This window comes from Stakelama sediminis (genome assembly GCF_014199335.1).
In the GTDB taxonomy this organism is placed as follows: Bacteria; Pseudomonadota; Alphaproteobacteria; order Sphingomonadales; family Sphingomonadaceae; genus Sphingomonas; species Sphingomonas sediminis.
The window spans coordinates 152505-174062 of record NZ_JACIJI010000004.1; the positions used below are offsets into that span (position 1 = coordinate 152505).

Here is a 21558-nt window from a genome sequence, read left to right on the forward strand (position 1 = left end):
TTAGGACCGATCCGGATCGAGCAGCTTCAGAAAGCGCACGGCGGCGTCGAACTGAATGCGCTTGTCGGCGCGGGCCTGTTCGGCAAGCGTGTCACGGCCCCATTGTCCGGCCTGAAATTCCTCGTCCAGACTGGCGGCGGTCCAGATCGTATCGGCATCGGCGGCACCTTCCGCCAATGCCAGCGCGAGGACGAGCGATCCGGTCAGCGAGACGATCGGCGACAGCGCGGCCAGTGTGAAGGAATTGCGCGCGATTACTGCTTCGGCCAGGCGCGTCACCGTTTCGTCAGGCTGAGCGACGTGCATGATGCCGGTCGCGCGGGCGAAATGCACGTCATAGCGGGTGCGCGCCCATTCCAGATGCGGTTCCCATAGTGCCTGCTGACGCGCCACCAGTTCATCGGGGGAGTCCGCGCGATAGCAAAGCAGGTCGCTCTCGCCATAGACGGCAAGCCCTGCGGCGAAAGTCGCAGGATCGGGTGCGACCCGGTCGATCGCGGCATTGGACAGCCCGGTCAGGATCATCGCGCGTGGATCGAGTTCGTCCGCTACCGCGCGCCATTCTTCGGCAATCGCGTCGGCCAGAGCGGGAGCGGGGACGTGCAGCAGCGCCCGGCCCGGTGTGCGTACCGGGCGCTCGTCCAGCGCGATGCCGTATCCGCTGCCTTCGACCTGGGTGATCGTGACGCTTTTCCAGAAGCGCTTCATGGTTCGGGCGGGCTGCGCCATTTGTGCGCCAGCGCGCGCGGGACGACGGCGATCATGTACAGCCCTGCCAGTACGATCGCGATGCCCAGCACCTTGTCTACAACAACGTGCGCGCGTGCGAACAGCAGCAGGCCGAACAACGCGCCTGCGGTTCCGGCGACACGTACCAGCGTGATGACCAGAAAGCGGTTGCGCGCCTTGCGGGTATCGTTGCTCACAAGGCCTCCAGATGCGGGGCAATTTCCCGCGCATGGCCTGCGACGTGACGCGCGCCCGCTTCGGCCAGTTCGTCAGGCGCGTGGTAGCCCCATGCAACGCCCAGCGGGTGCACGCCCGCCGCCACTGCCATGATCATGTCGAAACTGGTGTCGCCGATCATCACCGTGGTTTCGGGTGAGGCACCGGCATCGGCCATCGCGGTTTCGATCATCGACGGATGCGGCTTGGAGGGGTGGCGGTCGGCGGTCTGCAACGTCACGAACCGCGATTTCAGCCCATGATGGTCGAGAATGATGTTCAGCCCGCGATCCGACTTGCCGGTCGCAACGCCCAGCAGCCAGCCCTGATCTTCCAGCGCGGTCAATGTGTCGGCAATTCCGTCGTAAAGCGGTTCGGCCAGCATCCCGCCGGTGCTGCGCAGCTTTACGAACTGGTTTTTATATTCCCCGGCGATGGCCGTGTGCAGCGCGGTATCGGCATCGGGCAGCAATTGCGCCACCGCCTCGACCAGACTCAGCCCGACGATCCTGCGAATGACGGCGCGGTCGGGGCAGGGCAGGCCCGCATCGCCGAACGCGGCCTCCATCGCGATGCAGATGTTTGCCTGGCTGTCGACCAGCGTCCCGTCGCAATCGAAAAGGGCGAGTTTGGTGGTCATGGCAGGGTTCGCATCCAGTGGCTGATGGCGCGTCGGCCATGCTGTTCAAGCGTGTTTGCCGCCGCAAGTCGTGCGGCTTCGGGCTTGTTCTGATTCAGTTTTATGGTGCCGCGCCATGCCTGAATATCCAGGCGAAAGCCGATGATTGCGTCCAGCATCGCATCGAAGCGCCGGTGCTCCATCTTCGCGCGAGTCCAAGGCTGCTTGTTCAGCCGCGCTTCTTCGCGCGCGGTCAGCCGGTCGATCTGCGCAATCAGTGCTTCGCGGTCGAGACGACGGACCTGTCCTTCCAGTTCCGCCGCGACATAATTCCATGTCGGTACTTCGTTCGGCCCCGCTTTATACCAGTCAGGGCTGACATAAGCGTCCGGCCCGTTGACGACGAACAGCGCGCTGATGCCCTCGAGATGGCGGGCCAGCGCATTGCCGCGTGCGATGTGGAAAGCCAGCGCATCCGGCCCGTCCCACACCATCGGAACATGGACGACGCGCGGGCCGTCCGGGGTGGCGGCGAACAGCGTGCCGAATCCGACCTCCTCCACAAAGGCCCGGATGGCATCGCGATCCTGCCAGTGAAAGGCTTGATTGGGATGCACTATCCGCGTCCGCGGCTGCGGCGTTCGCCCCGACGTTCCTTGCGCACTGCCTTGGCATGGGCACGGGCTTTTGCCTTCTTTTGCTCGCGACCGGCGGGCGGCGGGGCGTCGGTGAAATCGACCGGATCGCCCAGCGCGGGGTCGAAGCCCAGCGTGTCCATCGTCTCGGCGAAATGGTCGGGCAGGGGTGCCGTTACATCCAGCTTGCCGCCATCGGGATGGTCGATGCGGATGCGGCGCGCATGGAGGTGCATCTTGCGGCTGACACCGCCGGTCAGAAATGCCGCCTGCCCGCCATATTTGCCGTCGCCGACGATCGGGTGGCCGATAGCCGCCATATGCGCGCGAAGCTGGTGCGTGCGTCCCGTCAGCGGTTGCAGCGCGACCCAGGCGGCGCGATTGCCCGCCCGTTCGATCACACGATAGCGCGATTTCGCCGACTGGCCGTTTTCCTCATCGACATGCATTTTCTCGCCGCCGGTGCCGGGTTGCTTGGCGAGCGGCAGGTCGATCATGCCGTCATCGATTTCCGGCATCCCGACGACCAGCGCCCAGTAAATCTTCTTGGCGCTGCGCCCGGAGAAATGTTTCGAGAAGAACGCGGCTGCGCGCGGGGTGCGGGCAACCAGCAATGCGCCGGAGGTATCCTTGTCGAGCCGGTGCACCAGCTTGGGCCTGTCGTCGCGGTCGAAGGTCAGTGCATCGAGCAGGCCGTCGACATGCTCGGTCGTCTTGGTGCCGCCTTGCGTTGCCAGCCCCGGCGGCTTGTTGAGCACCAGCGCTTCGGCATCGTGGTGCAGGACCATGCTTTGCGCAAATTCGACCTGCTCCGCGCTCAGCGCCGGGCGTTCGCGTTTCGGGCGGGGGTTCTTTACCGGTTCGGCCGGCGGTACGCGGATGACCTGTCCGGCGGCAATATGGTCGCCGGGTTTGGCGCGCGCACCGTCGAGGCGCAACTGACCGGTGCGTGCCCAGCGCGAAACGGTGTTGAAATTCGCCTCGGGCAGATGGCGCTTGAACCAGCGGTCCAGCCGGATGCCGTCATCCTCCGCTCTGACCGTGAACTGGCGGACATCGGAGGTTGGATCTGTCATGCGGAAAGGCGCGTAACCGCCATCCCGGCAATCACCGCAAGGATCGATCCGGTGACCGATACCGCGACATAGAGCATCATCGCTCCCCAGGCGCCCCGATCAATCATCGTGACGCTGTCCAGCGCAAAGGAGGAGAAGGTGGTGAAGCCGCCCAGAAAACCGATGGCGAGCAACAGGCGCAGTGTTTCCTGCCCGCCGCTCATCCGCGCCAATATGCCGATCAGCGCACCCATCAGGAAGCCGCCGAGAAGATTGGCGACCAGCGTGCCCCAGGGATAGCCCGGCAGCAGGCGGCCCATCAGCACTCCGATTCCGTAACGACCGGCCGCTCCGAACGCGCCGCCCAGCATGACATAGATAAAATTCGGCATGGCCTGCCGGTTAGCGCAGCTTTACGAAAAATTGAACCGAAAAAGCTCGGGGTTCAGGTTCAGCTTCCGCCGCTGGCCACCAGATCGATCTCGGTCCCGCCGCCGCTGCGCGGCTTCAGGAACAGGGCATAGCTGCTATCGTCGCCTTTGCGCATGCCGCTGAGAATATGTTCCTGCCCGATCGCCCGATGTTCAGCGTTATAACCCGCATTTTTCGCACGCGTATAATACCAGTCGAGCACGGTTTTCATCGGCGTGGCAGTCCAGAAACTTGCCACCCGAAGCGCGCAGACGCCCTTGTCCGTGCCCGCCGCTTCGGTCACGCGCGCATCTGGAAATAACGGCGCGCCTTTCGGCAGGTGCAGGGTCCAGCTTGCCGAATAGCGAAGGTCGGCCGCGCAACCGGCGGCGCGCTCATCGGGTTGCTGCGCAGCCAGCGCGCCCAGCGTCAGCGAATTGCGGGCGACCTGACATTGGTGACAGGTGCCCGAGGTAACCGGCGGAGGGGCTTTCATCAGCTGCGCGGTGTCGATGGTCGCCTCCGGTCCTGGCGCAGCGCGGTCAGCGGGCACGGTATCGGCGCGGGGCCGGTCGGGGGGGCGAATGGCGGTGTCGTTGCTTTTATCGGAAAGGCTCGAATCGGTCATCACCGGGTTCTGAAGCGCCGCCGCAATGCCCGGATTATCGGTCAGGGCGGTTTCGGCGACGGTAATGCTGGCGCTGCCGGACGAGGCACGATGGCTGGCGCCGTCGCATCCCGTCAGCGCCAGCGCCCCGGCGATTGTCACGATAATAGCGATGATTCGGGTCATTCCCCGGTGTGCTCCCCGTCTTGTCAGGGCGCTTGTGCTGCATGGCAGGTAAATATCCCTGCGAGAGGCATGGTTAATGCGTCGAAGCATCCCATATTGGTGTATTGAATGAATAATACACACGGACTACAATCTTCCCATGTTCAATCTTGTATCCGCACTGGTCGGGCTGGTGGCCCTGGCATTGGGTCTGGTGGCGCTGGTGCCGCTGCTCGGCTGGCTCAACTATATTGTTATCCCCGCCGCCGTTCTGGGGGCGGGGATCGGAACCCTGTCGGGCAGTAACGGCGGACGCAATCTCAACCTGTTCGTGCTGGTGATCGCGGTGATCCGGTTGTGGATGGGTGGCTTCCTGTTCTGACCTTCAGCCGGGCAGGCGGGTGTTGCCGGGATAGGCGAACAGCAGATCGCTGCCTGCATCGGCATGCAATATGGTCGTACCGGTGACCGACAGGCATTCCCCGCCCTTCCATGGGATGCCGCCCAGCGTACCCGCGCCGCGTACCGGTACCAGCCAACCCGTCATCGCATCGGGCAGGGCGATGCGTCGTTTGCCCCCCGCCCAGCGTTCGACCACGAATTTCGGGCCTTCGCATAGCAATGTCCGTCCCGGTGCGATTTTGCCGGGCGACGGGGCGGGTGTGAACGGGCGTGGATCGGACACCGCGACGCCCGCATCGAGGTGGAGTTCGCGCGGGCGGCCATAATCGTACAGGCGATAGGTCAGATCGACATTCTGCTGAATCTCGATTAGCGTGATGCCTGCGCCGATGGCATGGACGGTGCCCGCCGGGGAATAGATGAAATCGCCCGCCCGGACCGGTTTCCAGTCGAGCTTGTGCTCGATCGACCCGTCCAGCGCGGCGGCGCGAAGTTCCTCCGATGTCATCGGCGTCAGCGTGCCGAGCGCAATCGTCGAATCAGGGGCGGCGTCGAGGATCAGCCATGCCTCATCCTTTCCCCATGGATAGCCTGCCGCGCGTGCGGCATCGTCGTCGGGATGGACCTGCACCGACAGCTTCTGGCTGGTGAACAGATATTTGACGAGCAGTTCCTGCGTTGCCTCACCCGGTTCCTGAAACCAGATTTCCCCGACTGGTGCGGAACCGGCTTCCGGGGCAGCGAAACCCGGCCATAACTGATGGCGGCCCCACGGTTTTTCGACCCGGTACGTGGTAAGCAGTGTGGCGGTCAAACGATCCTCCGCAATGAGTGAGGGGTTTCGAAACGAAAATAGCTTTTTATCGTGTTGTCGGCGACCCCGGAAAACTTGTGTGAAAAAGGGGTACGAAAACCATTGTTCGAAACGACCGGCCTCGGCTAATGTCCGCGCCATGCGTATGACTTCGTCCCGTTCACTTGCCCTCGGTCTCGTACTGGCCGGCGCCATGTTCACCGCCGGTTGTGCCGGACGCAAGACCGGCCCAGCCGATCTTCCCTATGTCGCTCGCGATGTCGGCACCCTGTATACCGCCGCCAAGGAACGGCTGGATCAGGGGCGCTACGCCCTTGCCGCCGCGCTGTTCGATGAAGTGGAGCGCCAGCACCCCTTCTCGGTCTGGGCGCGTCGTGCGCAGATTATGAGCGCTTTCAGCTATTATATGGGCCGTGACTATACGAAGTCGGTTCAGTCGGCGCAGCGTTTCCTCGCTGCGCATGCGGGCAGCCAGGATGCACCCTATGCCTATTATCTGATTGCCCTTTGCTATTATGAACAGATCCCCGACGTCGACCGGGATCAGAAGAACACCCAGATGGCGGAAGCCGCGTTCGGCGAACTGATTCGCCGCTATCCCGATTCGCGTTATTCCGCCGATGCGCGGCTGAAACTCGATCTCGTGCGCGACCATCTGGCCGGCAAGGATATGGAAGTCGGCCGTTTTTACGAGCAGCAGGGCGACTGGATCGCCGCCTCGATGCGCTTTCGCAAGGTGGTCGAAAATTATCAGACCACCACCCAGGTGCCCGAGGCGCTGATGCGGCTGACCGAAACCTATCTGGCGCTCGGAATGAAGCAGCAGGCGCGTCGTGCCGCTGCGGTGCTGGGCGCCAACTACCCCGGCAGCAGTTGGTATCAGCGTGCCTATAAGCTGATTCGCGAACATGCTCCTGCCGAGACGGCGAATGCCGCCGACGGCAAGGGTGCCTGAACAGGCATTCGGCTTTTGGGCGGGACGGCGATGCTGACCGCGCTTTCCATCCGTGACGTGGTGCTGATTGAGGCGCTGGACCTCGATTTCAGCGAAGGACTGGGCGTGCTGACCGGCGAGACGGGGGCGGGCAAGTCGATCCTGCTCGATGCGCTGGGGCTGGCGCTGGGTGGGCGCGGCGATTCGGGACTCGTCCGCCATGGCGCGGAGCAGGCGGTGGTGACTGCCAGCTTCGTTCCCCCTGCGGCCGATGGTGTGCTGGCGGAGCGGCTGAACGACAACGGCATCGTGCAGGAACCGGGCGAGCCGCTGATGATTCGCCGGGTGGTGAAGGCGGATGGCGGCAGTCGTGCCTTCGTCAACGATCAGCCCGCTTCCGCCGGGCTTCTGCGCGACCTCGCCCAGTATCTCGTCGAAATTCACGGCCAGCATGACGAGCGCGGCCTGCTCAATGCGCGCGGGCACCGCGCCTTGCTCGATACCTATGGCCGCATCGACGGCAGGGCTGTTGCGGGTGCCTGGCGTAGCTGGCAGGCGGCGGAGCAGGCATTGGCCGAGGCGCGGGCGCGTCAGGCGGAAGCGGAGCGGGACCGCGAATGGCTGGAACATGCGGTCGGGGAACTGAACACGCTTGCCCCGGTAGAGGGTGAGGAAGCGGAACTGGCCGAGCGGCGCGCGGCGATGCAGCGCGGGGAAAAAATTGCCGGCGATTTGCAGGGCATTGCCGACCTGCTCGAAGGATCGGATGGCGGGCTGGCACGCCTGCGTCAGGCGGCGCGGATATTGGAGCGCGTTTCAGACGATCATCCAGCACTGACCGAGGCGCTGGCCGCGATCGATCGCGCGATTATCGAGGGGGTGAGCGCGCAGGAACGTGTCGACGAGGCCGCCGAAGCGCTGGCTTTCGATCCCGCGCAACTGGAAGCGGATGAGGAGCGGTTGTTCGCGTTGCGCGGGCTGGCACGCAAGCATCAGGTGCAACCCGATGCCTTGCCGGCACTAACCGAGGATCTGACGAGGCGTCTGGCGGAGCTGGAAGGCGGGGAGGGCGCGCTCGATATCTTGCAGCAGGCGGCGGAGACCGCGCACGCTGACTATCGCGCACAGGCGGAAGCGTTGCATAAGGCGCGGGTTACGGCTGCCGAACGACTGGACACGGCGGTGGCTGCCGAACTCAAACCGCTGAAGCTGGATGCGGCGCGTTTCCGGACGACCATCGAGACGTTGCCCGAAGAACAATGGACGGCATCGGGCAGCGACCGGGTGGCGTTCGAGATTTCGACCAATCCGGGTGCCCCTTTCGCACCGCTGATCAAGATCGCATCCGGCGGCGAATTGTCGCGTTTCATCCTCGCCCTGAAAGTGGCGCTTGCCGAAAAGGGCGGCGCACGCACGCTGATCTTCGATGAAATCGATCGCGGTGTCGGCGGTGCGGTCGCCAGCGCCATCGGCGAGCGGCTGGCGCGCCTTGCCAGCGACAATCAGGTGCTGGTTGTGACCCACAGCCCGCAAGTCGCTGCGCGGGGACGCCGCCACCTGCTGATCGCCAAAAGCAATGACGGCGTCGTCACGCGCACCGGTGTCACTCCGCTGGATGCGGACGCCCGGCGCGAGGAAATCGCCCGCATGCTGTCGGGTGCGGAAATCACCGATGAGGCGCGCGCACAGGCGGAACGACTGCTCGAACCCGCCTGATTCCGAGTCGGCGGATCGCAAATGCCGCCCATGCGCTTATGTTGGTGACGCGCAATCACGAAGAGGAGCATTATGTCGAGACGAACACCGGCGAAGCTGGAAGTGCGGACTGCGAAACCCGGCGATATTCCCGGCATTCTGGCGCTGATCGGGCGGGTCTATGCGGTCTATTCGGGGGTGGAGAATTACACGCCGGGCATGATCCGGGGTCAGATCAACAACTTTCCCGATGGCCAGTTCGTCGCGCTGTATGAAGGACAGGTCGTCGGATATTGCGCCTCTTCACGCATCGACGAACATGTCGCACTTGCCCCGCATGACTGGGAAGGGATTACCGGCAACGGTTTCGGCAGCCGCCACGACCCGACGGGTGACTGGCTGTATGGGTTCGAGCTTGCGGTCGACAAGAATCAGCGGGGCCTGCGTATCGGCAAACGGCTGTACGAGGCGCGGCGCGCGCTCGCCGAGCGGCTGGAACTGAAGGGGATCGTCTTTGCCGGACGAATGCCCAATTATCGTCGCAACCGTGCAAAGGTTGACGGCCCGGCCGATTATGTCGAGCAGGTGCGCGAGGGCAAGATCAAAGACCCGGTGATCGGGTTTCAGCTTTCCAACGGGTTCGAGCCGATCGGCATCCTCGAAAACTATCTGCCGGAGGATAAGCAGTCGATGGCGTTCGCCGCGCATATGGTGTGGCGCAACCCATATGTCGATCCGAACGAGCCGCCGACGCATCGCGTGCCGCGCGATATCGAAAGCGTGCGGCTCGCCACCTGTCAGTTGCAGGCGCGCGCTGTGAAGAACTTCGACGAATTCATTCATAATGTGGAATATTTCATCGATGTCGCGTCGAGTTATGAATGCGATTTCATCGTCTTTCCCGAACTGTTCACGCTGTCGCTGCTGTCGTTCGAAAAGAAAAAACTATCGCCTGCGGAGGCGATCGACCGGCTGACCGAATGGCGCCAGCCGCTGGTCGAGCAACTCAGCCACCTTGCGCTCAGCTATAACATCAACATTGTCGGCGGATCGCACCCGACGCGCACCGATGACGGCGATATTCAGAATGTCGCTTATGTCTGCCTGCGCGACGGGTCCGTTCATGCGCAGGAGAAGCTGCACCCGACGCCAAACGAAGCCTATTGGTGGAAGATCAAGGGCGGTGACAGCGTTGATGTGATCCAGACCGATATCGGACCTGTCGGCGTGCTGATCTGTTACGACAGCGAATTCCCCGAACTGGCCCGCAAGCTGGTGGATGAGGGTGCGCGGATCATCTTCGTGCCGTTCTGCACCGACAACCGGCAGGGCTATATGCGGGTGCGCTATTGCGCGCAGGCCCGCGCAGTCGAAAACCAGTGTTTCGTGGTGATGAGCGGCAATGTCGGCAACCTGCCCGGTGTCGAGAATATGGATATTCAATATGCCCAGAGCGCGATCCTGACACCGTGCGACTTCCCCTTTGCGCGCGACGGCATCGCGGCGGAGGCGAGCGAGAATATCGAGGCGCTGACCATTGCCGACGTCAATCTGGCCGACCTTACCTGGGCGCGTGCGGAAGGGACGGTGCGTAACCTGACCGACCGGCGGTTCGATCTGTATCGTATCGACTGGACCAGCGGGCCGCGAGCCGAGGAGCAGCTTATGCCCACCCGCGCACCGATGGAGGGCAAGGGACCGGGCGGCGGTTGAAGACGGGTCATGCTTTTTAGGTGGCATAACACGTTGAAACGCATCATATTCGCCAGAAATATAGTGAGGAGAGTATGATGCGTTTTCGTGCCCTGATGGTGGCTGCCGCTACGGCAATGCTGCCTGCCGCCGCTTTTGCTGCCCAGCCCGTGACCGGCAAGTGGAAGACCGAGGACGGGAAGGCGATCGTCACCATCGGCCATTGCGGCAGTCAGATTTGCGGCAAGATCACGCAGATTCTGAAATCCGATCGCGGCCCGAACCCGAAAGATACCAACAATCCCGATCCGAAACTGCGCGACCGTCCGCTGGAAGGGCTGATGATCCTGACCGGGTTCAGCGAGGATGGCGATGAGTGGAAGGGGCGCATCTACAGTCCGGAGGAGGGCAAAACCTATCGCTCGATCCTTGAACGCGACGGGCAGAATGGCCTGAAGGTAAAGGGCTGCATCGCCTTTTTCTGCAAAACCCAGCACTGGACCGCCGCCGGCTAGGCCGTAAACCCATAAACGGCACCGTCGAGGCGCCCAAATGGCGAACAGATCGGGCCGAACGCCGCGCGGCAAAGGCTCTTTGCCTTTGCAAGCGGTGTTCGGTTCGAGATGGAAGCCATTTGGACGTCCCTGCGGGATTTGGCCAAAATGGCCTGGTGCGGCGTCGAAAAGTCTGGAAATATTGACATATTCCTGCGCCTTTCCTCCTTGCACCACGCCATTTTGACTCAAACCTCGATGCTGCCGTTTATGGGTTTACGGCCTAGTGCCTGGATCAGTCGCGCAGCGGAAGCCGTAGTTCAAATGCGGTACCTTGCGCTGCTTCGGTGAGTGCGATGGTCGCGCCGCTGGCATGCAGCAGTGAGGCGATGATCGGCAGCCCCAGGCCGGTGCCGCCGCTGTTGCGCCGGGTGGTGAAAAAGGGTTCGAAAATCCGTGCACGGTCGCCCGCTGCGATGCCGGGGCCGTTGTCGGAGACGCATAGTGTGACGGCGTCCTTATCGGCGCGCGCGGTGATCTTCACGGCGGTCGCACCTGCCTTTCGGCTGTTATCGAGCAGCGTCGAAAGCGCGGCTTCCAGCGTTGCATCGGGAACGGCGACGATCGGTAGCGTATCGGGGATGTCGAGGTCGACCGAGGCGAAATGATCGCGCGCTGATCCCGCCAGTCGCGCAACGACCGCCGCGACATTGCCTGTCGCGTCTTCCATCCCTTCCGCCATGTCGGCACGGGCGAGGTCGAGCAGTCGCGTCACCAGCAGCGACAGGCGCTGAGCGTCGGCATCGGCATTGGCGAGGAAGCGTCGGCGCTCCTCCGGTGCCATGGTCGCATCGTGATCCTGCAACAGTTCGATGGCACCGCGTATCCCGGCAAGCGGCGTCTTGAACTCATGGCTGACGGCATGCGCCATATCGCGCAGATAATGCGAGCGCCGCTCGATTGCCGCCGCCATCGCCGCGAAATCGGCATAGAGCGCCTGAATCTCGACCGCGGCGGTGGGGGGCGCTTCGGGGACATTGCCGCGTCCGGCCGCTACCGATCGTGTGGCGCGCGCCAACGCCTCGATGGGCCGGGAAATGCCGCGTGACAGCACGCCACTGAGTACCACCAGAATGGCAAATATGGTCAGCACGCCCAGCGCGATCTTGCCGCGATCCTCATACAACCCCTTGAACAGCGCACGTGCCGAACGCGACAGCAGCATCACGCCGACCACCTTGCCGTTGACGATGACGGGCCGGGCATAATGCACGCGGATCGCGGCGGCGCGCGACAGCCATTCGAAGCGATAGACGGCGTGATAGGCGCCGTTGCGGCGAAGCACGGTTTCGGGATGTCCGGCAAGGGCGGCGCGTATCTCGGGCAGGGCGGCATAGCTGCGTCCGGCATCCGGCCCGGTGAGGACGCGGCCCTGACCGTCGAGCAGCATAATGGCCGCCAGCGTCGTTTGTCGCGTTCGCGCCGATATCGGGCGCAGCTTCGCATAGGCTGCAACGGCGTCGGGGGAGGGAGCCGTGCCGGTCGCTACCGGCGCGGGCCGTTCGGGCAGGATCGGTGTTTCGCTGAGGTCGATAGTGGGCGGTTCGGGATGAAAGGCATCACGTGCCGGCATCGTCATCGGCGGTGCACCGGGCCATATCGCCTGCGCAGTTGCCGCCAGTGCCGCGCCCTGTGCCACCAGTTCGGCCTCTGTCTGGCGGACCAGCGTGTTTTCATAGACGCGCAGGAAGACCGCGCCGATACCGGGAAGGGCGGCGACGAGGAACAGCGTCGCGAACAGAATGGTACGCAGCCGGAGCCGTGGCCAGTGGCGCTTGACCCGCTCCTTGAGCACGCGGATCATTCGCCCGAACACGTACCGAGGCGATAGCCGATGCCGGTGCGGGTTTCGATCACGTCATCGCCGCCGACTGCCGCGAATTTCGAGCGCAGGTTGCGGACATGGCTGTCGATGGTGCGGTCGGTGAGCGCAAAGCCGGGGCCGCGCAACCGGTCGATGATCGCGTCGCGGCTGAACACTTTTGACGGCATTGCCGCCAGCGTGCGCAGGATCGAAATTTCAGTGACGGTCAGCACCACTTCGCAGCCCGCCCATTCGGCCCGCCAGCCGTCGAGATCGAGCAGCAGTTTACCGTGCCGGACGATGGAGGATGCATGCACATCGGGCGGCGGCGGGGCGGACGCGCGGCGCAGGATCGCGGTGATCCGCGCCACCACTTCGCGCGGGGAAAAGGGCTTTACGACATAATCGTCCGCGCCCAGTTCGATGCCGAGAACCCGGTCGATCTCCTCATCGCGCGACGACAGGAAGAAGATCGGCACGCTGCTGTTCGCCCGCAGGCGGCGGCATACCTCCAGCCCGTCCATTTTGGGCATATTGATGTCGAGGACGATCAGGTCGGGATGATGTTCGTCCGCTCTGGACAACGCCTGTTCGCCATCCTCTGCCTCCAGCGTGTCGAACCCCGCTTTCGCAAGCGCGAAGATTAGAAGCTGGCGGATATGAGGATCGTCATCGACGACCAATATGGTGCGCGGCATGGGGCATAGGATCATTGTCCGCTCCCGTTCGTCAATGGGGATGCGGCCTGGACGACAGGTTCGGGCACTTGCGGCTTGCGGATCGTGGCGTCGCAATCGCGCCCGTCTGGTGCTGTCGCAGCCATGGCGGGACGTGTACCCAGCAGCTTTTCCGCGGTGCTCAGCCGTCGTGCATCACGCCACGTCCATTGGTGCCAGTCTGCCTGTGTCGCACGCAGTTGCTGCATGATATCGCTACGCAGATAGGTGATGCGGTCACGCATGGCGGCGTCCTTTACGCGCGGTTCCAGCCGGATGAGCGGGATCAGCGCCGCCGCGCCGAGCCGGTGCATGTAACACAGGTCGATAGGGGTGCTGCCGGTGCCGCCGATCCGGCTGTGGCGGACATTCCACGCTGCGGCAATGCCGCCAAGGCTGACGATACTGCTGCCGGACAGCACGATTACGGCCGCAAGTACATTGGCGTTGATCAGCCAGCGCGTGGACAGCCCCGCGATCAGTCGCCGGCAGATCAGGATCAGTCCGGTGGCGACCAGTCCCATCCATAGCAATGCCGCAATCCGCCACTCGGTCATGCCGTAAGCGGTGACATAATCCAGGGTTCGCAGGATGCTGGATGCGACCAGCAGCAGGTTCTGGGCAATCCACAACACGACCAGACGTCGGATCAGCGGAGTACGGGCGCTCTCGCTGCCCGGACGCAGGGCGACCAGCACGAACAAGGCGGCCAGCAGCGCGGTGGCGATCAGTGAATAGGCGCCGCGATGGGCGTAATCTGCCATCGTCACATTGCCCGGCAAAGGCGCACCGCTCCACAGAAAGACGATGTCGAGGATATTCTCGACCGCGAACAGCCCGTTAAAGGTGATGAGCGAGAGCAGCACGCTGCCCGCCGGAACGGTGGTGATGCGTGCACCGGCGAAGGGCCAATGCCAACGTGCGATCCCGGTCGCCAGCCGTGACGAACGCAGGCTGGGCCAGACCATCACCGCGATTAGCGCCCAGAACATCAGATGATACAGGGCCGTGTCCAGTCCCGGTAACCGGATTGCCGAAAGTGCATGGGCGATCAGCGGATTGGCGCCTGCGAACAGGGCTATAAACAACGCGCCACCCAACAGTGGAAGGGCAAGCACCGACAGGATCGCGACCAACTGCGGTGCTCCGGCACGGCGCTGCACCGGCCCGATCCGGATCAGGTCGCGGATCGGGCTGACCAATCCGGTGACGACATGGAGAAACAGCCGGATCATCCAGTCGGCGGCATTGTCGAAACGATGCCGGACCAGCAGCACCGCACATGCCAGCGCCGTCCAGAACAAGGCCCAGCTCAACAGGCCGGGCGCATCGACCAGAACCCCTGCGAACAGCAGTGCCCCACCGATCGCGATCCGGGGTTGCCGCTGCCGCCGCACCGCCGGATTGAGCAACAGCATCGCGGCAATCCATGCAAAGGCGAACCCGCCCAGCGTTGCACCTGCCCACGCGCCATAAAAGAACCAGTCGGCCAATGCGACCAGCAATGCGGCCCCTGCAATCCGCATCAAAAAGGTACCGCGTCCCGCGCTCTGTCGTGACAATTGCATGCAAACTCCCCGTTCAGTGTCGGGGTGCTTGTCGCTTGATGGTGTCGAGTTGGTGGGCTCTACCCACAGGATAATATGCGCAAATGCTGTGCAGATCCGGTGCAGACGCGCCGACAGTTCAGGGAATCTGTTGCTTTTCCAGCTTACGGGCCAGTGTCCGTCGATGCATGCCCAGCCTGCGCGCGGCTTCCGAAATATTGAAATTGGTGGCGATCAGGGTTTCGTGAATGCGTTCCCATTCCAGCGTCTTGATCGACGTGGTGCGGGCGGCAAGAGGGGTGTCGGTATCGCCCTTTTCGCGCTCGAACGCCTGTTCGATATCGTCGGTGTTCGACGGTTTTACCAGATAATGCGACGCGCCCAGCTTGATCGCTTCGACAGCGGTGGCGATACTGGCATAGCCGGTCAGCACGACGATCCGCATCGCCTTTGAATGGCCATGCAGATATTCGACGCAGGTCAGCCCGGATGTCGTACCCAGTTTCAGGTCGACCACCGCATAATCGGGGGTTCCCTGTGCCAGCAGCGCCTCCACCTGATCCTGATCGGTGGCGAGATCGACCCGATATCCGCGCCGCTGAAACGAGCGCTTCAACAGCTTCGCGAAATCGGCGTCATCTTCGACAATCAACAGATGGCGATCAGCCATCGTCCTTCTCCTCACGCTCTATTTCCAGTGCCGCAACCGGCAGGAACAGCCGCACCGTCGCGCCGCCTTCCACCCGGTTATAGGCGTCGACCCTGCCGCCCAGTTTACGCATTACATTCGTTACCAGAAAAAGCCCGAGCCCGCCGCCTGCCCGATTCTTGGTCGATTGATAGGGGCGTCCGAAATTTTCCAGCATGGTTTCGGTAAAGCCCGGCCCTTCATCGGATACCCGCAGAATGATTTCCTGCCTGTCGCGCTCCACCAGCAGGCCGATCGGCCCGCTCGATGCGTCGCGCGCATTGTCGAAGACGTTCCATATCACCTGTTTCAGGGCAGTGTCCGAAACAATGTCGAGATCGTCGGCGGTCTCATCGACATAATCGAGGTTCAGCGTGCGCGTGCTGTTTTGCGCACGCCATTCGCTCGTCACGTCATCTAAAAACGCCGACAGTGTCGTCACTGCCGGGTTTTCGCCGCGCGCCTCGCCTGCGGCCAGAAGGATATCGGTCAGGATCGTCTTGCACCGCGCCAGCGCGCCCTGCATCTCGCGAATATCCTCCGCCAGTTCCGGGTCATCGGCAAAGGCGGGCATTTTTGCCCAGTCGTTGATGACCACCGATACCAGCGACAGCGGCGTGCCCAGTTCGTGCGCTGCACCGGAGGCGAGCAGGCCCATGCGCACGATGTGGTCCTCTTCCGCGGCCTGTTCGCGCATGGTGGCGAGCCGGGTGTCGCGGATGCGCAGATTGCGGTTGATCCGCGTTACGAAAATCACCAGCAGCACCGCGACCAGCACGAAGCTGATCAGCGAGCCGAGGATATACAGGTCGAACAGACCGAACCGGAATTCCTCCGGCAGGATCAGGGGCAGGTGGCGAAACACCAGCGCCGCGAAGCAAAGGCTGGCGGTCAGCACTACGATGATCGTCGAACGGGTGTCGAGCAGGATCGCGCCCAGGATGACCTGCAGCAGGAACAGCGAGGAAAAGGGGTTGGTGGCGCCGCCGCTGAAATAGAGCAGCACCGCAAGCGCCGCGATGTCGAGCAGCAGCATGATCAGCAGTTCGACGTTCTTGACCCGTCCCGGCAAGTTCAGCCGCGCGATGCTGGCGAGGTTGAGCGCGATCAGCAGGGTCAGTGTCGCCAGCATCGGTGCGACCGGCAACTGCATTCCCAGCACCAGCCAGACGAACAGGATCGTCGCGAGCTGCCCCGCCACCGCCAGCCAGCGCAGCGTGATAAGCTGACGCAGATTGGGCCGCCCCGCACCGCGAGGAGGTTCGATCTGCGGTTCAGCGCTTAGCGGGCTGGTCGCCTCCACCTTGCTCAGTCTCCCGTCGTACCCGCCATTCGTGGCGGAACAGGATGCCTGCGCCAAACAGGGTCAGGAAAGCAAGGGCGAACCAGGTGATGGCATAGCTGAGATGCTCGTTACGGAAATGAACAACCGTCAGCCCGCCGACCGCCGGGTCGGTGCCGCTGGTACGTTTATCGGAGTCGATGAAGTAGGGCGCGATCCGACCGAGATGGTGTGCCTCGGCGATGGCCGGAACGTCCCGCGAATACCATTGATTTTGTGCGGGACGGTTGCTGCGCAGCAGCGTTCCCTTCGGCTCGGTGATCCGCAACAGGCCGGTAATATGGACGGTTCCGTCGGGCGGCATGGCGCTGGAAATATGGTTCGCGGAATCCGCCGGGACGAAACCGCGATTGACGAGCACAGTGAACCCGCGCAGCGTTTTGAGCGGTGACAGCGCCCAATAGCCATAGCCCAGATCGGTGGTCGCGTGGACCAGCGTCACATCATGACGATACTGACCCGTGACCGACACATGGCGATATTCGGCGCTCTTACGCGTGATATCGGGCCATTGGGCGGGCGGCGGGGCAGGGACCGGTGCGGCGTGAATCCGCGAATCGACCCGCGCAATCAGCGCCAGTTTCCAGGCGCGACGATGCACCTGCCACACCCCAAGCGCGATAAAGGCGGCGAACAGCGCGGCAAAGCACAGCGTCAGCACCGCCAGTGAAAAAGGCGAGCGCGGAGTACGTCCGCGCCCGCCTTTTTCGGGTCGGGGCGGCGCGTCGTCAGATGCGCCGCCGATGGTCAAGGCAGGTTGCTCGCTTCGACCGGAGTCATCGGCATCATGTTGGTATCCAGGTGGTACATGACCCAGATCGATCCCGACACGGCGATGACCAGCAGAATGATCGTGAAGATCAGCGCCAGCATATTCCACCCGCCCTCGGACTTTGTGTCCATGTGCAGGAAGTAGATCATGTGCACGATCACCTGCACCAGCGCGAAGCCGAGGATCGTCAGCGCGGCGATGGTGTGGTTGGCGATGGCGTCGCTCATCACGATCCAGAAGGGGATCGCGGTCAGAATGACCGACAGGATGAAGCCGGTCATGTAGCTGCGGAACGTACCGTGCGAGGCGCCGCCATGTTCGTCGTGATCGTGGCCGTGCGCGGTGGTGTTGGTGTCGCTGCTCATGACAGCACTCCCATAAGATAGACGACGGTGAAAACGCCGATCCAGATGACGTCGAGAAAGTGCCAGAAGAGAGACAGGCACATCAGGCGGCGGCGGTTGGCCGGGATCAGGCCCTTTTGCGCGACCTGCACCATCAGCGTCACCAGCCAGATCGTGCCGAAGGTAACGTGTAGTCCGTGGGTGCCGACCAGCGTGAAGAAGGACGACAGGAAGCCGCTCGACCAGGGGCCGTGGCCTTCCATGATCAGGTGAGAGAATTCGTACAGCTCAATGCCCAGAAAGCCCAGACCGAACAGGCCGGTGATCGCCAGCCAGCCCTGTACCTGCGCGGTGCGGTTCTTTTCCATCGCCAGCATGGCAAAGCCATAGGTGATCGACGACAAGAGCAGCATCGACGTGTTGAGCGCGATCAGCGGCAGTTCGAACAACTGGCGCTGACCGGGGCCGCCGGCATAATTGTGCCCCAGCACGGCATAGGTGGCGAACAGGACCGCAAAGATGAGGCAGTCGCTCATCAGATAGATCCAGAAGCCCAGCAGCGTGCTGCCGCCTTCTTCGTGATGTTCTTCCTCGCGGACGTAGAAGTCGGGCGTATCGCCGCCGCCTGCGGGGTTCAGTGCTTGTGTGCTCATTCTATCCTCAACCCTGTGCCGCGAGAGCCTTGGTGCGCGCCTCTTCGGTACGCTCGACTTCCTCGGCGGGGATGTTGAAATCGCGGTTGTAGTTGAAGGTATGGCCGATCGCCGTGGCGATCAGGGCCACGAAGCCCACCGCCGCAAGCCACCAGATGTGCCAGACCATCGCGAAGCCGAAGACCAGGCTGATGCCGCCCAGAATGGCGCCCGCGCCGGTGTTCTTCGGCATATGGATGGGACGGAAGCCTCCGGCAGGCCGTTCATAGCCGCGGTACTTCATGTCCCACCAGGCATCATTGTCATGCACGATCGGCGTGAAGGCGAAGTTATATTCCGGCGGCGGCGAAGACGTTGACCATTCCAGCGTGCGGGCGTTCCATGGATCGCCGGTCGTGTCCTTCAGCTTTTCGCGGTTCATGATGCTGACCGCGAACTGGATCAGCATGCAGGCGATGCCGCAGGCGATCAGCACCGCGCCGAACGCAGCAATCACGAACCAGATCTGCAGGCTCTGGTCGTCGAAGTGACGCATACGCCGGGTCACACCCATCAGGCCCAGCACATAAAGCGGCATGAAGGCGAAATAGAAGCCCACCACCCAGAACCAGAAGGAGCGCACGCCCCATTTGCGATCAAGCTTGAAGCCGAACGCTTTCGGCCACCAGTAGTTGATGCCCGCGAACGTCCCGAACACCACTCCGCCGATGATCACGTTATGGAAATGCGCGATCAGGAACAGCGAATTATGGAGCACGAAGTCGGCAGGCGGCACGGCCAGCATCACGCCCGACATGCCTCCGATGGTGAAGGTCACCATGAACGCCACCGTCCACATCATCGGCAGTTCGAACCGGATGCGTCCCTTGTACATGGTGAACAGCCAGTTGAAGAGCTTCACACCGGTCGGGATCGAAATGATCATCGTCGTGATCCCGAAGAAGGAATTCACGCTGGCGCCCGATCCCATGGTGAAGAAGTGGTGCAGCCACACCAGATAGGACAGGATGGTGATGACCACCGTGGCGTACACCATCGACGTATAGCCGAACAGGCGCTTGCCGGAGAAGGTGGGCACGACTTCCGAGAACACGCCGAACAGCGGCAGGATCAGAATGTACACCTCCGGGTGACCCCAGATCCAGATCAGGTTCACATACATCATGGGATTGCCGCCCATGGTGTTGGTGAAGAAGTGGAAGCCCAGATAGCGGTCGAGGCTGAGCATCGCGAGGATCGCCGTCAGCACGGGGAAGGCGGCGACGATCAGGATGTTGGTGCACAGCGCGGTCCAGGTGAAGACCGGCAGTTTCATCATGCGCATGCCGGGCGCGCGCATCTTCACGATGGTCACGACCAGGTTGACGCCGGATAACAGGGTTCCGACGCCGGCTATCTGCAATCCCCAGATCCAGTAATCGACGCCCACGCCGGGGCTATAGGCAAGGCCCGACAGCGGCGGATAGGCCAGCCAGCCGGTCTTTGCGTATTCACCGACGAACAGCGAAATCATGGTCAGGATCGCACCCGCGGCCGTCATCCAAAAACTGAAATTGTTGAGGAACGGAAAGGACACGTCACGCGCGCCGATCTGCAGCGGCACCGCATAGTTCATCAGGCCGGTGACGAACGGCATCGCTGCAAAGAAGATCATGATGACACCGTGCGCGGTGAACACCTGATCATAATGGTGCGCGGGCAGATAGCCCTGATCCGAGCCGAAGGAGATTGCCTGTTGCGAACGCATCATCAGCGCATCGGCAAAGCCGCGCAGGAACATGACGAGGCCGAGAATGATGTACATCACCCCGATCTTCTTGTGATCTACGCTGGTAATCCAGTCGCGCCACAGCATGCCCCATGCCTTGAAATAGGTGATGGCGAACAGCACCGCGACGGCGCCGATCGACACACCGATAAAGGTGCCGACCAAAATCGGTTCGTGGATCGGCAGTGCGGCGAGGCTCAACCGACCGAAAATCGGACTGTCGACAGCGGGATATAGCGAAGGCGTTGTCATTGTTTCGGGACTCACAGGGGCATGCGGTCGCGCCGGTCCGACTTGGCGTCGGCATCGGCGGATTTGGGTTTCATATAGGGCGGGATCAGACCGGCACCCGTGATCGGACGGTGGATGGCCAGCGCGTTGGTCTTTGCGGCCTGCTGATCGGTCTGATGCATGCCGGCATGCGGCATGGTTTCACCGGCGGTCATGCGATCCTTTGCCATCTGGTTGGCGATGCACGGCTGGCCGGGTTCGACGCACAGATTGAGGGCACGATAATAGAGGCCGTTCTGTACCGAGCCGAAGCCCATCGCAGGCAGGTTCTCGCTGGGCTTTGCCAGTTCGACATAGCTGGTGGCGTCAAGCGTTGCGCTTTTTGATTTCACCATGCTGACCCACTGGTCGAACTGCTGATTGTTCAGACCCAGGAACTTGAAACGCATTCCCGAAAAGCCCGCGCCGCTGTAATTGGCGGAGAACCCGTCATACACGCCGGGCTTGTTGATGACGCCGTTCAGCTTCGTCTCCATGCCCGGCATCGCATAGATCTGACCGGCAAGCGCGGGAATGTAGAAGGAGTTCATCACCGACGATGCGGTAATCTTGAACTGGATGGGGCGATCCACCGGCGCTGCGAGCTGGTTCACCGTGGCAATCCCGTATTCGGGATAGATGAACAGCCATTTCCAGTCGAGCGCCACGACCTCAACCGTCAGCGGCTTCGCCGTCGGCTCCACCTTGCGCATCGCATCGAGGCGCGAAATCGGGCGATAGGGGTCCAGCGTGTGCGTGCCCTGCCAGGTGATGGCGCCCAGACAGATGATGATCAGCAGCGGTGCCGACCAGACCACCAGTTCCAGCTTGGTCGAGTGATCCCATTCGGGCTCATACGTGCGTTCCGTGTTCTTTTCCCGATAGCGGAACGCGACGACCAGCGTCAGCACGATCACCGGCAACACGATGAGCAGCATCAGGATGACGGAAATGACCAGCAGGTCGCGTTGCTGCACCGCCACATCACCCGAAGGATGGAGTACGACGGCGTTGCACGCGCCAAGAATCGACAGCGCAGGCAGCGCCATCAAGGGCTTTAGTTTCATAAGTCCTTGAAATCTCGACATGGGAATACGAATCATGGCGCCTGCATAAAAGTGGAAGA

General features: G+C 62.5%; 23 protein-coding genes. 5 read left to right on the forward strand and 18 right to left on the reverse strand.

Going from position 1 to position 21558, the window contains the following annotated elements; all coding sequences use genetic code 11:
* The 7 genes from FHR23_RS11780 to FHR23_RS11810 are packed head-to-tail and all read right to left on the reverse strand — an operon-like array spanning window position 1 to window position 4458.
* Window positions 1-708, reverse strand: a complete 708-nt coding sequence (locus FHR23_RS11780) for an ATP12 family chaperone protein (protein ID WP_184004409.1) — start codon at window positions 706-708, stop codon at window positions 1-3.
* Window positions 705-926: a hypothetical protein gene (locus FHR23_RS11785; protein ID WP_343043126.1), complete on the reverse strand. Its 222-nt coding sequence runs from the start codon at window positions 924-926 to the stop codon at window positions 705-707. Before FHR23_RS11785 ends, FHR23_RS11780 begins: the two co-directional genes overlap by 4 nt.
* The gene (locus FHR23_RS11790) at window positions 923-1585 is read right to left on the reverse strand and encodes an HAD-IA family hydrolase (protein ID WP_184004197.1); all 663 of its coding nucleotides are present in this window, start codon (window positions 1583-1585) and stop codon (window positions 923-925) included. The genes FHR23_RS11785 and FHR23_RS11790 overlap by 4 nt, the downstream gene beginning before the upstream one ends.
* The gene (locus tag FHR23_RS11795; RefSeq protein ID WP_184004199.1) at window positions 1582-2181 is read right to left on the reverse strand and encodes an FMN-binding negative transcriptional regulator; all 600 of its coding nucleotides are present in this window, start codon (window positions 2179-2181) and stop codon (window positions 1582-1584) included. Before FHR23_RS11795 ends, FHR23_RS11790 begins: the two co-directional genes overlap by 4 nt.
* Window positions 2181-3275 (reverse strand): RluA family pseudouridine synthase, encoded by a 1095-nt coding sequence (locus tag FHR23_RS11800; RefSeq protein WP_184004201.1) that lies wholly within the window; start codon window positions 3273-3275, stop codon window positions 2181-2183. Before FHR23_RS11800 ends, FHR23_RS11795 begins: the two co-directional genes overlap by 1 nt.
* Entirely contained in the window at window positions 3272-3646 is a 375-nt protein-coding gene (locus tag FHR23_RS11805) for a fluoride efflux transporter FluC (RefSeq protein ID WP_184004203.1), read from the reverse strand. Before FHR23_RS11805 ends, FHR23_RS11800 begins: the two co-directional genes overlap by 4 nt.
* A 59-nt stretch (window positions 3647-3705) precedes the next feature.
* A complete protein-coding gene (locus FHR23_RS11810) occupies window positions 3706-4458 on the reverse strand; it encodes a hypothetical protein (protein WP_184004205.1) in 753 nt (250 codons plus the stop codon).
* A 139-nt stretch (window positions 4459-4597) separates the two neighbouring features.
* Here FHR23_RS11810 and FHR23_RS11815 point away from each other — a divergent pair, with 139 nt between their 5' ends.
* Window positions 4598-4819 carry a hypothetical protein gene (locus FHR23_RS11815; RefSeq protein WP_184004207.1) on the forward strand — a complete coding sequence of 74 codons (222 nt, stop codon included), beginning with the start codon at window positions 4598-4600 and terminating at the stop codon, window positions 4817-4819.
* A 3-nt stretch (window positions 4820-4822) separates the two neighbouring features.
* Here the strand turns inward: FHR23_RS11815 and FHR23_RS11820 are convergent, their stop codons facing one another.
* Window positions 4823-5653, reverse strand: a complete 831-nt coding sequence (locus FHR23_RS11820) for a class I mannose-6-phosphate isomerase (RefSeq protein WP_184004209.1) — start codon at window positions 5651-5653, stop codon at window positions 4823-4825.
* 139 nt (window positions 5654-5792) lie between these two features.
* Here FHR23_RS11820 and FHR23_RS11825 point away from each other — a divergent pair, with 139 nt between their 5' ends.
* The 4 genes from FHR23_RS11825 to FHR23_RS11840 all read left to right on the forward strand — a co-directional run bounded on the left by FHR23_RS11825 (window position 5793) and on the right by FHR23_RS11840 (window position 10489).
* Entirely contained in the window at window positions 5793-6608 is an 816-nt protein-coding gene (locus FHR23_RS11825) for an outer membrane protein assembly factor BamD (RefSeq protein WP_184004211.1), read from the forward strand.
* A gap of 30 nt (window positions 6609-6638) precedes the next feature.
* Window positions 6639-8303 (forward strand): DNA repair protein RecN, encoded by a 1665-nt coding sequence (gene recN, locus FHR23_RS11830; protein ID WP_184004212.1) that lies wholly within the window; start codon window positions 6639-6641, stop codon window positions 8301-8303.
* Window positions 8304-8375: 72 nt separating this feature from the next.
* A complete protein-coding gene (locus tag FHR23_RS11835; protein ID WP_184004213.1) occupies window positions 8376-9995 on the forward strand; it encodes a bifunctional GNAT family N-acetyltransferase/carbon-nitrogen hydrolase family protein in 1620 nt (539 codons plus the stop codon).
* Between the two features lie 77 nt (window positions 9996-10072).
* On the forward strand, window positions 10073-10489 hold the full coding sequence (locus FHR23_RS11840; RefSeq protein WP_184004414.1) for a DUF2147 domain-containing protein: 417 nt from the start codon (window positions 10073-10075) through the stop codon (window positions 10487-10489).
* Between the two features lie 274 nt (window positions 10490-10763).
* Here FHR23_RS11840 and FHR23_RS11845 read toward each other — a convergent pair whose 3' ends face one another.
* The 10 genes from FHR23_RS11845 to cyoA form a co-directional block, all read right to left on the reverse strand.
* The gene (locus FHR23_RS11845) at window positions 10764-12332 is read right to left on the reverse strand and encodes a sensor histidine kinase (protein ID WP_184004215.1); all 1569 of its coding nucleotides are present in this window, start codon (window positions 12330-12332) and stop codon (window positions 10764-10766) included.
* Entirely contained in the window at window positions 12329-13045 is a 717-nt protein-coding gene (locus tag FHR23_RS11850; protein ID WP_246359853.1) for a response regulator transcription factor, read from the reverse strand. The genes FHR23_RS11845 and FHR23_RS11850 overlap by 4 nt, the downstream gene beginning before the upstream one ends.
* The gene (locus FHR23_RS11855; RefSeq protein WP_184004217.1) at window positions 13042-14616 is read right to left on the reverse strand and encodes a DUF4153 domain-containing protein; all 1575 of its coding nucleotides are present in this window, start codon (window positions 14614-14616) and stop codon (window positions 13042-13044) included. Before FHR23_RS11855 ends, FHR23_RS11850 begins: the two co-directional genes overlap by 4 nt.
* A gap of 118 nt (window positions 14617-14734) precedes the next feature.
* Window positions 14735-15265, reverse strand: a complete 531-nt coding sequence (locus tag FHR23_RS11860) for a response regulator transcription factor (RefSeq protein WP_184004219.1) — start codon at window positions 15263-15265, stop codon at window positions 14735-14737.
* Window positions 15258-16586: an ATP-binding protein gene (locus FHR23_RS11865; RefSeq protein ID WP_343043129.1), complete on the reverse strand. Its 1329-nt coding sequence runs from the start codon at window positions 16584-16586 to the stop codon at window positions 15258-15260. The genes FHR23_RS11860 and FHR23_RS11865 overlap by 8 nt, the downstream gene beginning before the upstream one ends.
* Complete coding sequence (locus FHR23_RS11870; protein ID WP_221227511.1) at window positions 16558-17376, reverse strand: SURF1 family protein; 819 nt, start codon at window positions 17374-17376, stop codon at window positions 16558-16560. Before FHR23_RS11870 ends, FHR23_RS11865 begins: the two co-directional genes overlap by 29 nt.
* Window positions 17373-17762 carry a cytochrome o ubiquinol oxidase subunit IV gene (locus FHR23_RS11875; RefSeq protein WP_184004221.1) on the reverse strand — a complete coding sequence of 130 codons (390 nt, stop codon included), beginning with the start codon at window positions 17760-17762 and terminating at the stop codon, window positions 17373-17375. The genes FHR23_RS11870 and FHR23_RS11875 overlap by 4 nt, the downstream gene beginning before the upstream one ends.
* On the reverse strand, window positions 17759-18394 hold the full coding sequence (cyoC, locus tag FHR23_RS11880; RefSeq protein ID WP_184004223.1) for a cytochrome o ubiquinol oxidase subunit III: 636 nt from the start codon (window positions 18392-18394) through the stop codon (window positions 17759-17761). The genes FHR23_RS11875 and cyoC overlap by 4 nt, the downstream gene beginning before the upstream one ends.
* Before the next feature lie 7 nt (window positions 18395-18401).
* Complete coding sequence (cyoB, locus tag FHR23_RS11885; protein WP_184004225.1) at window positions 18402-20414, reverse strand: cytochrome o ubiquinol oxidase subunit I; 2013 nt, start codon at window positions 20412-20414, stop codon at window positions 18402-18404.
* An 11-nt stretch (window positions 20415-20425) separates the two neighbouring features.
* Entirely contained in the window at window positions 20426-21499 is a 1074-nt protein-coding gene (gene cyoA, locus FHR23_RS11890) for a ubiquinol oxidase subunit II (RefSeq protein ID WP_184004227.1), read from the reverse strand.
* Window positions 21500-21558: the final 59 nt, after the last annotated feature.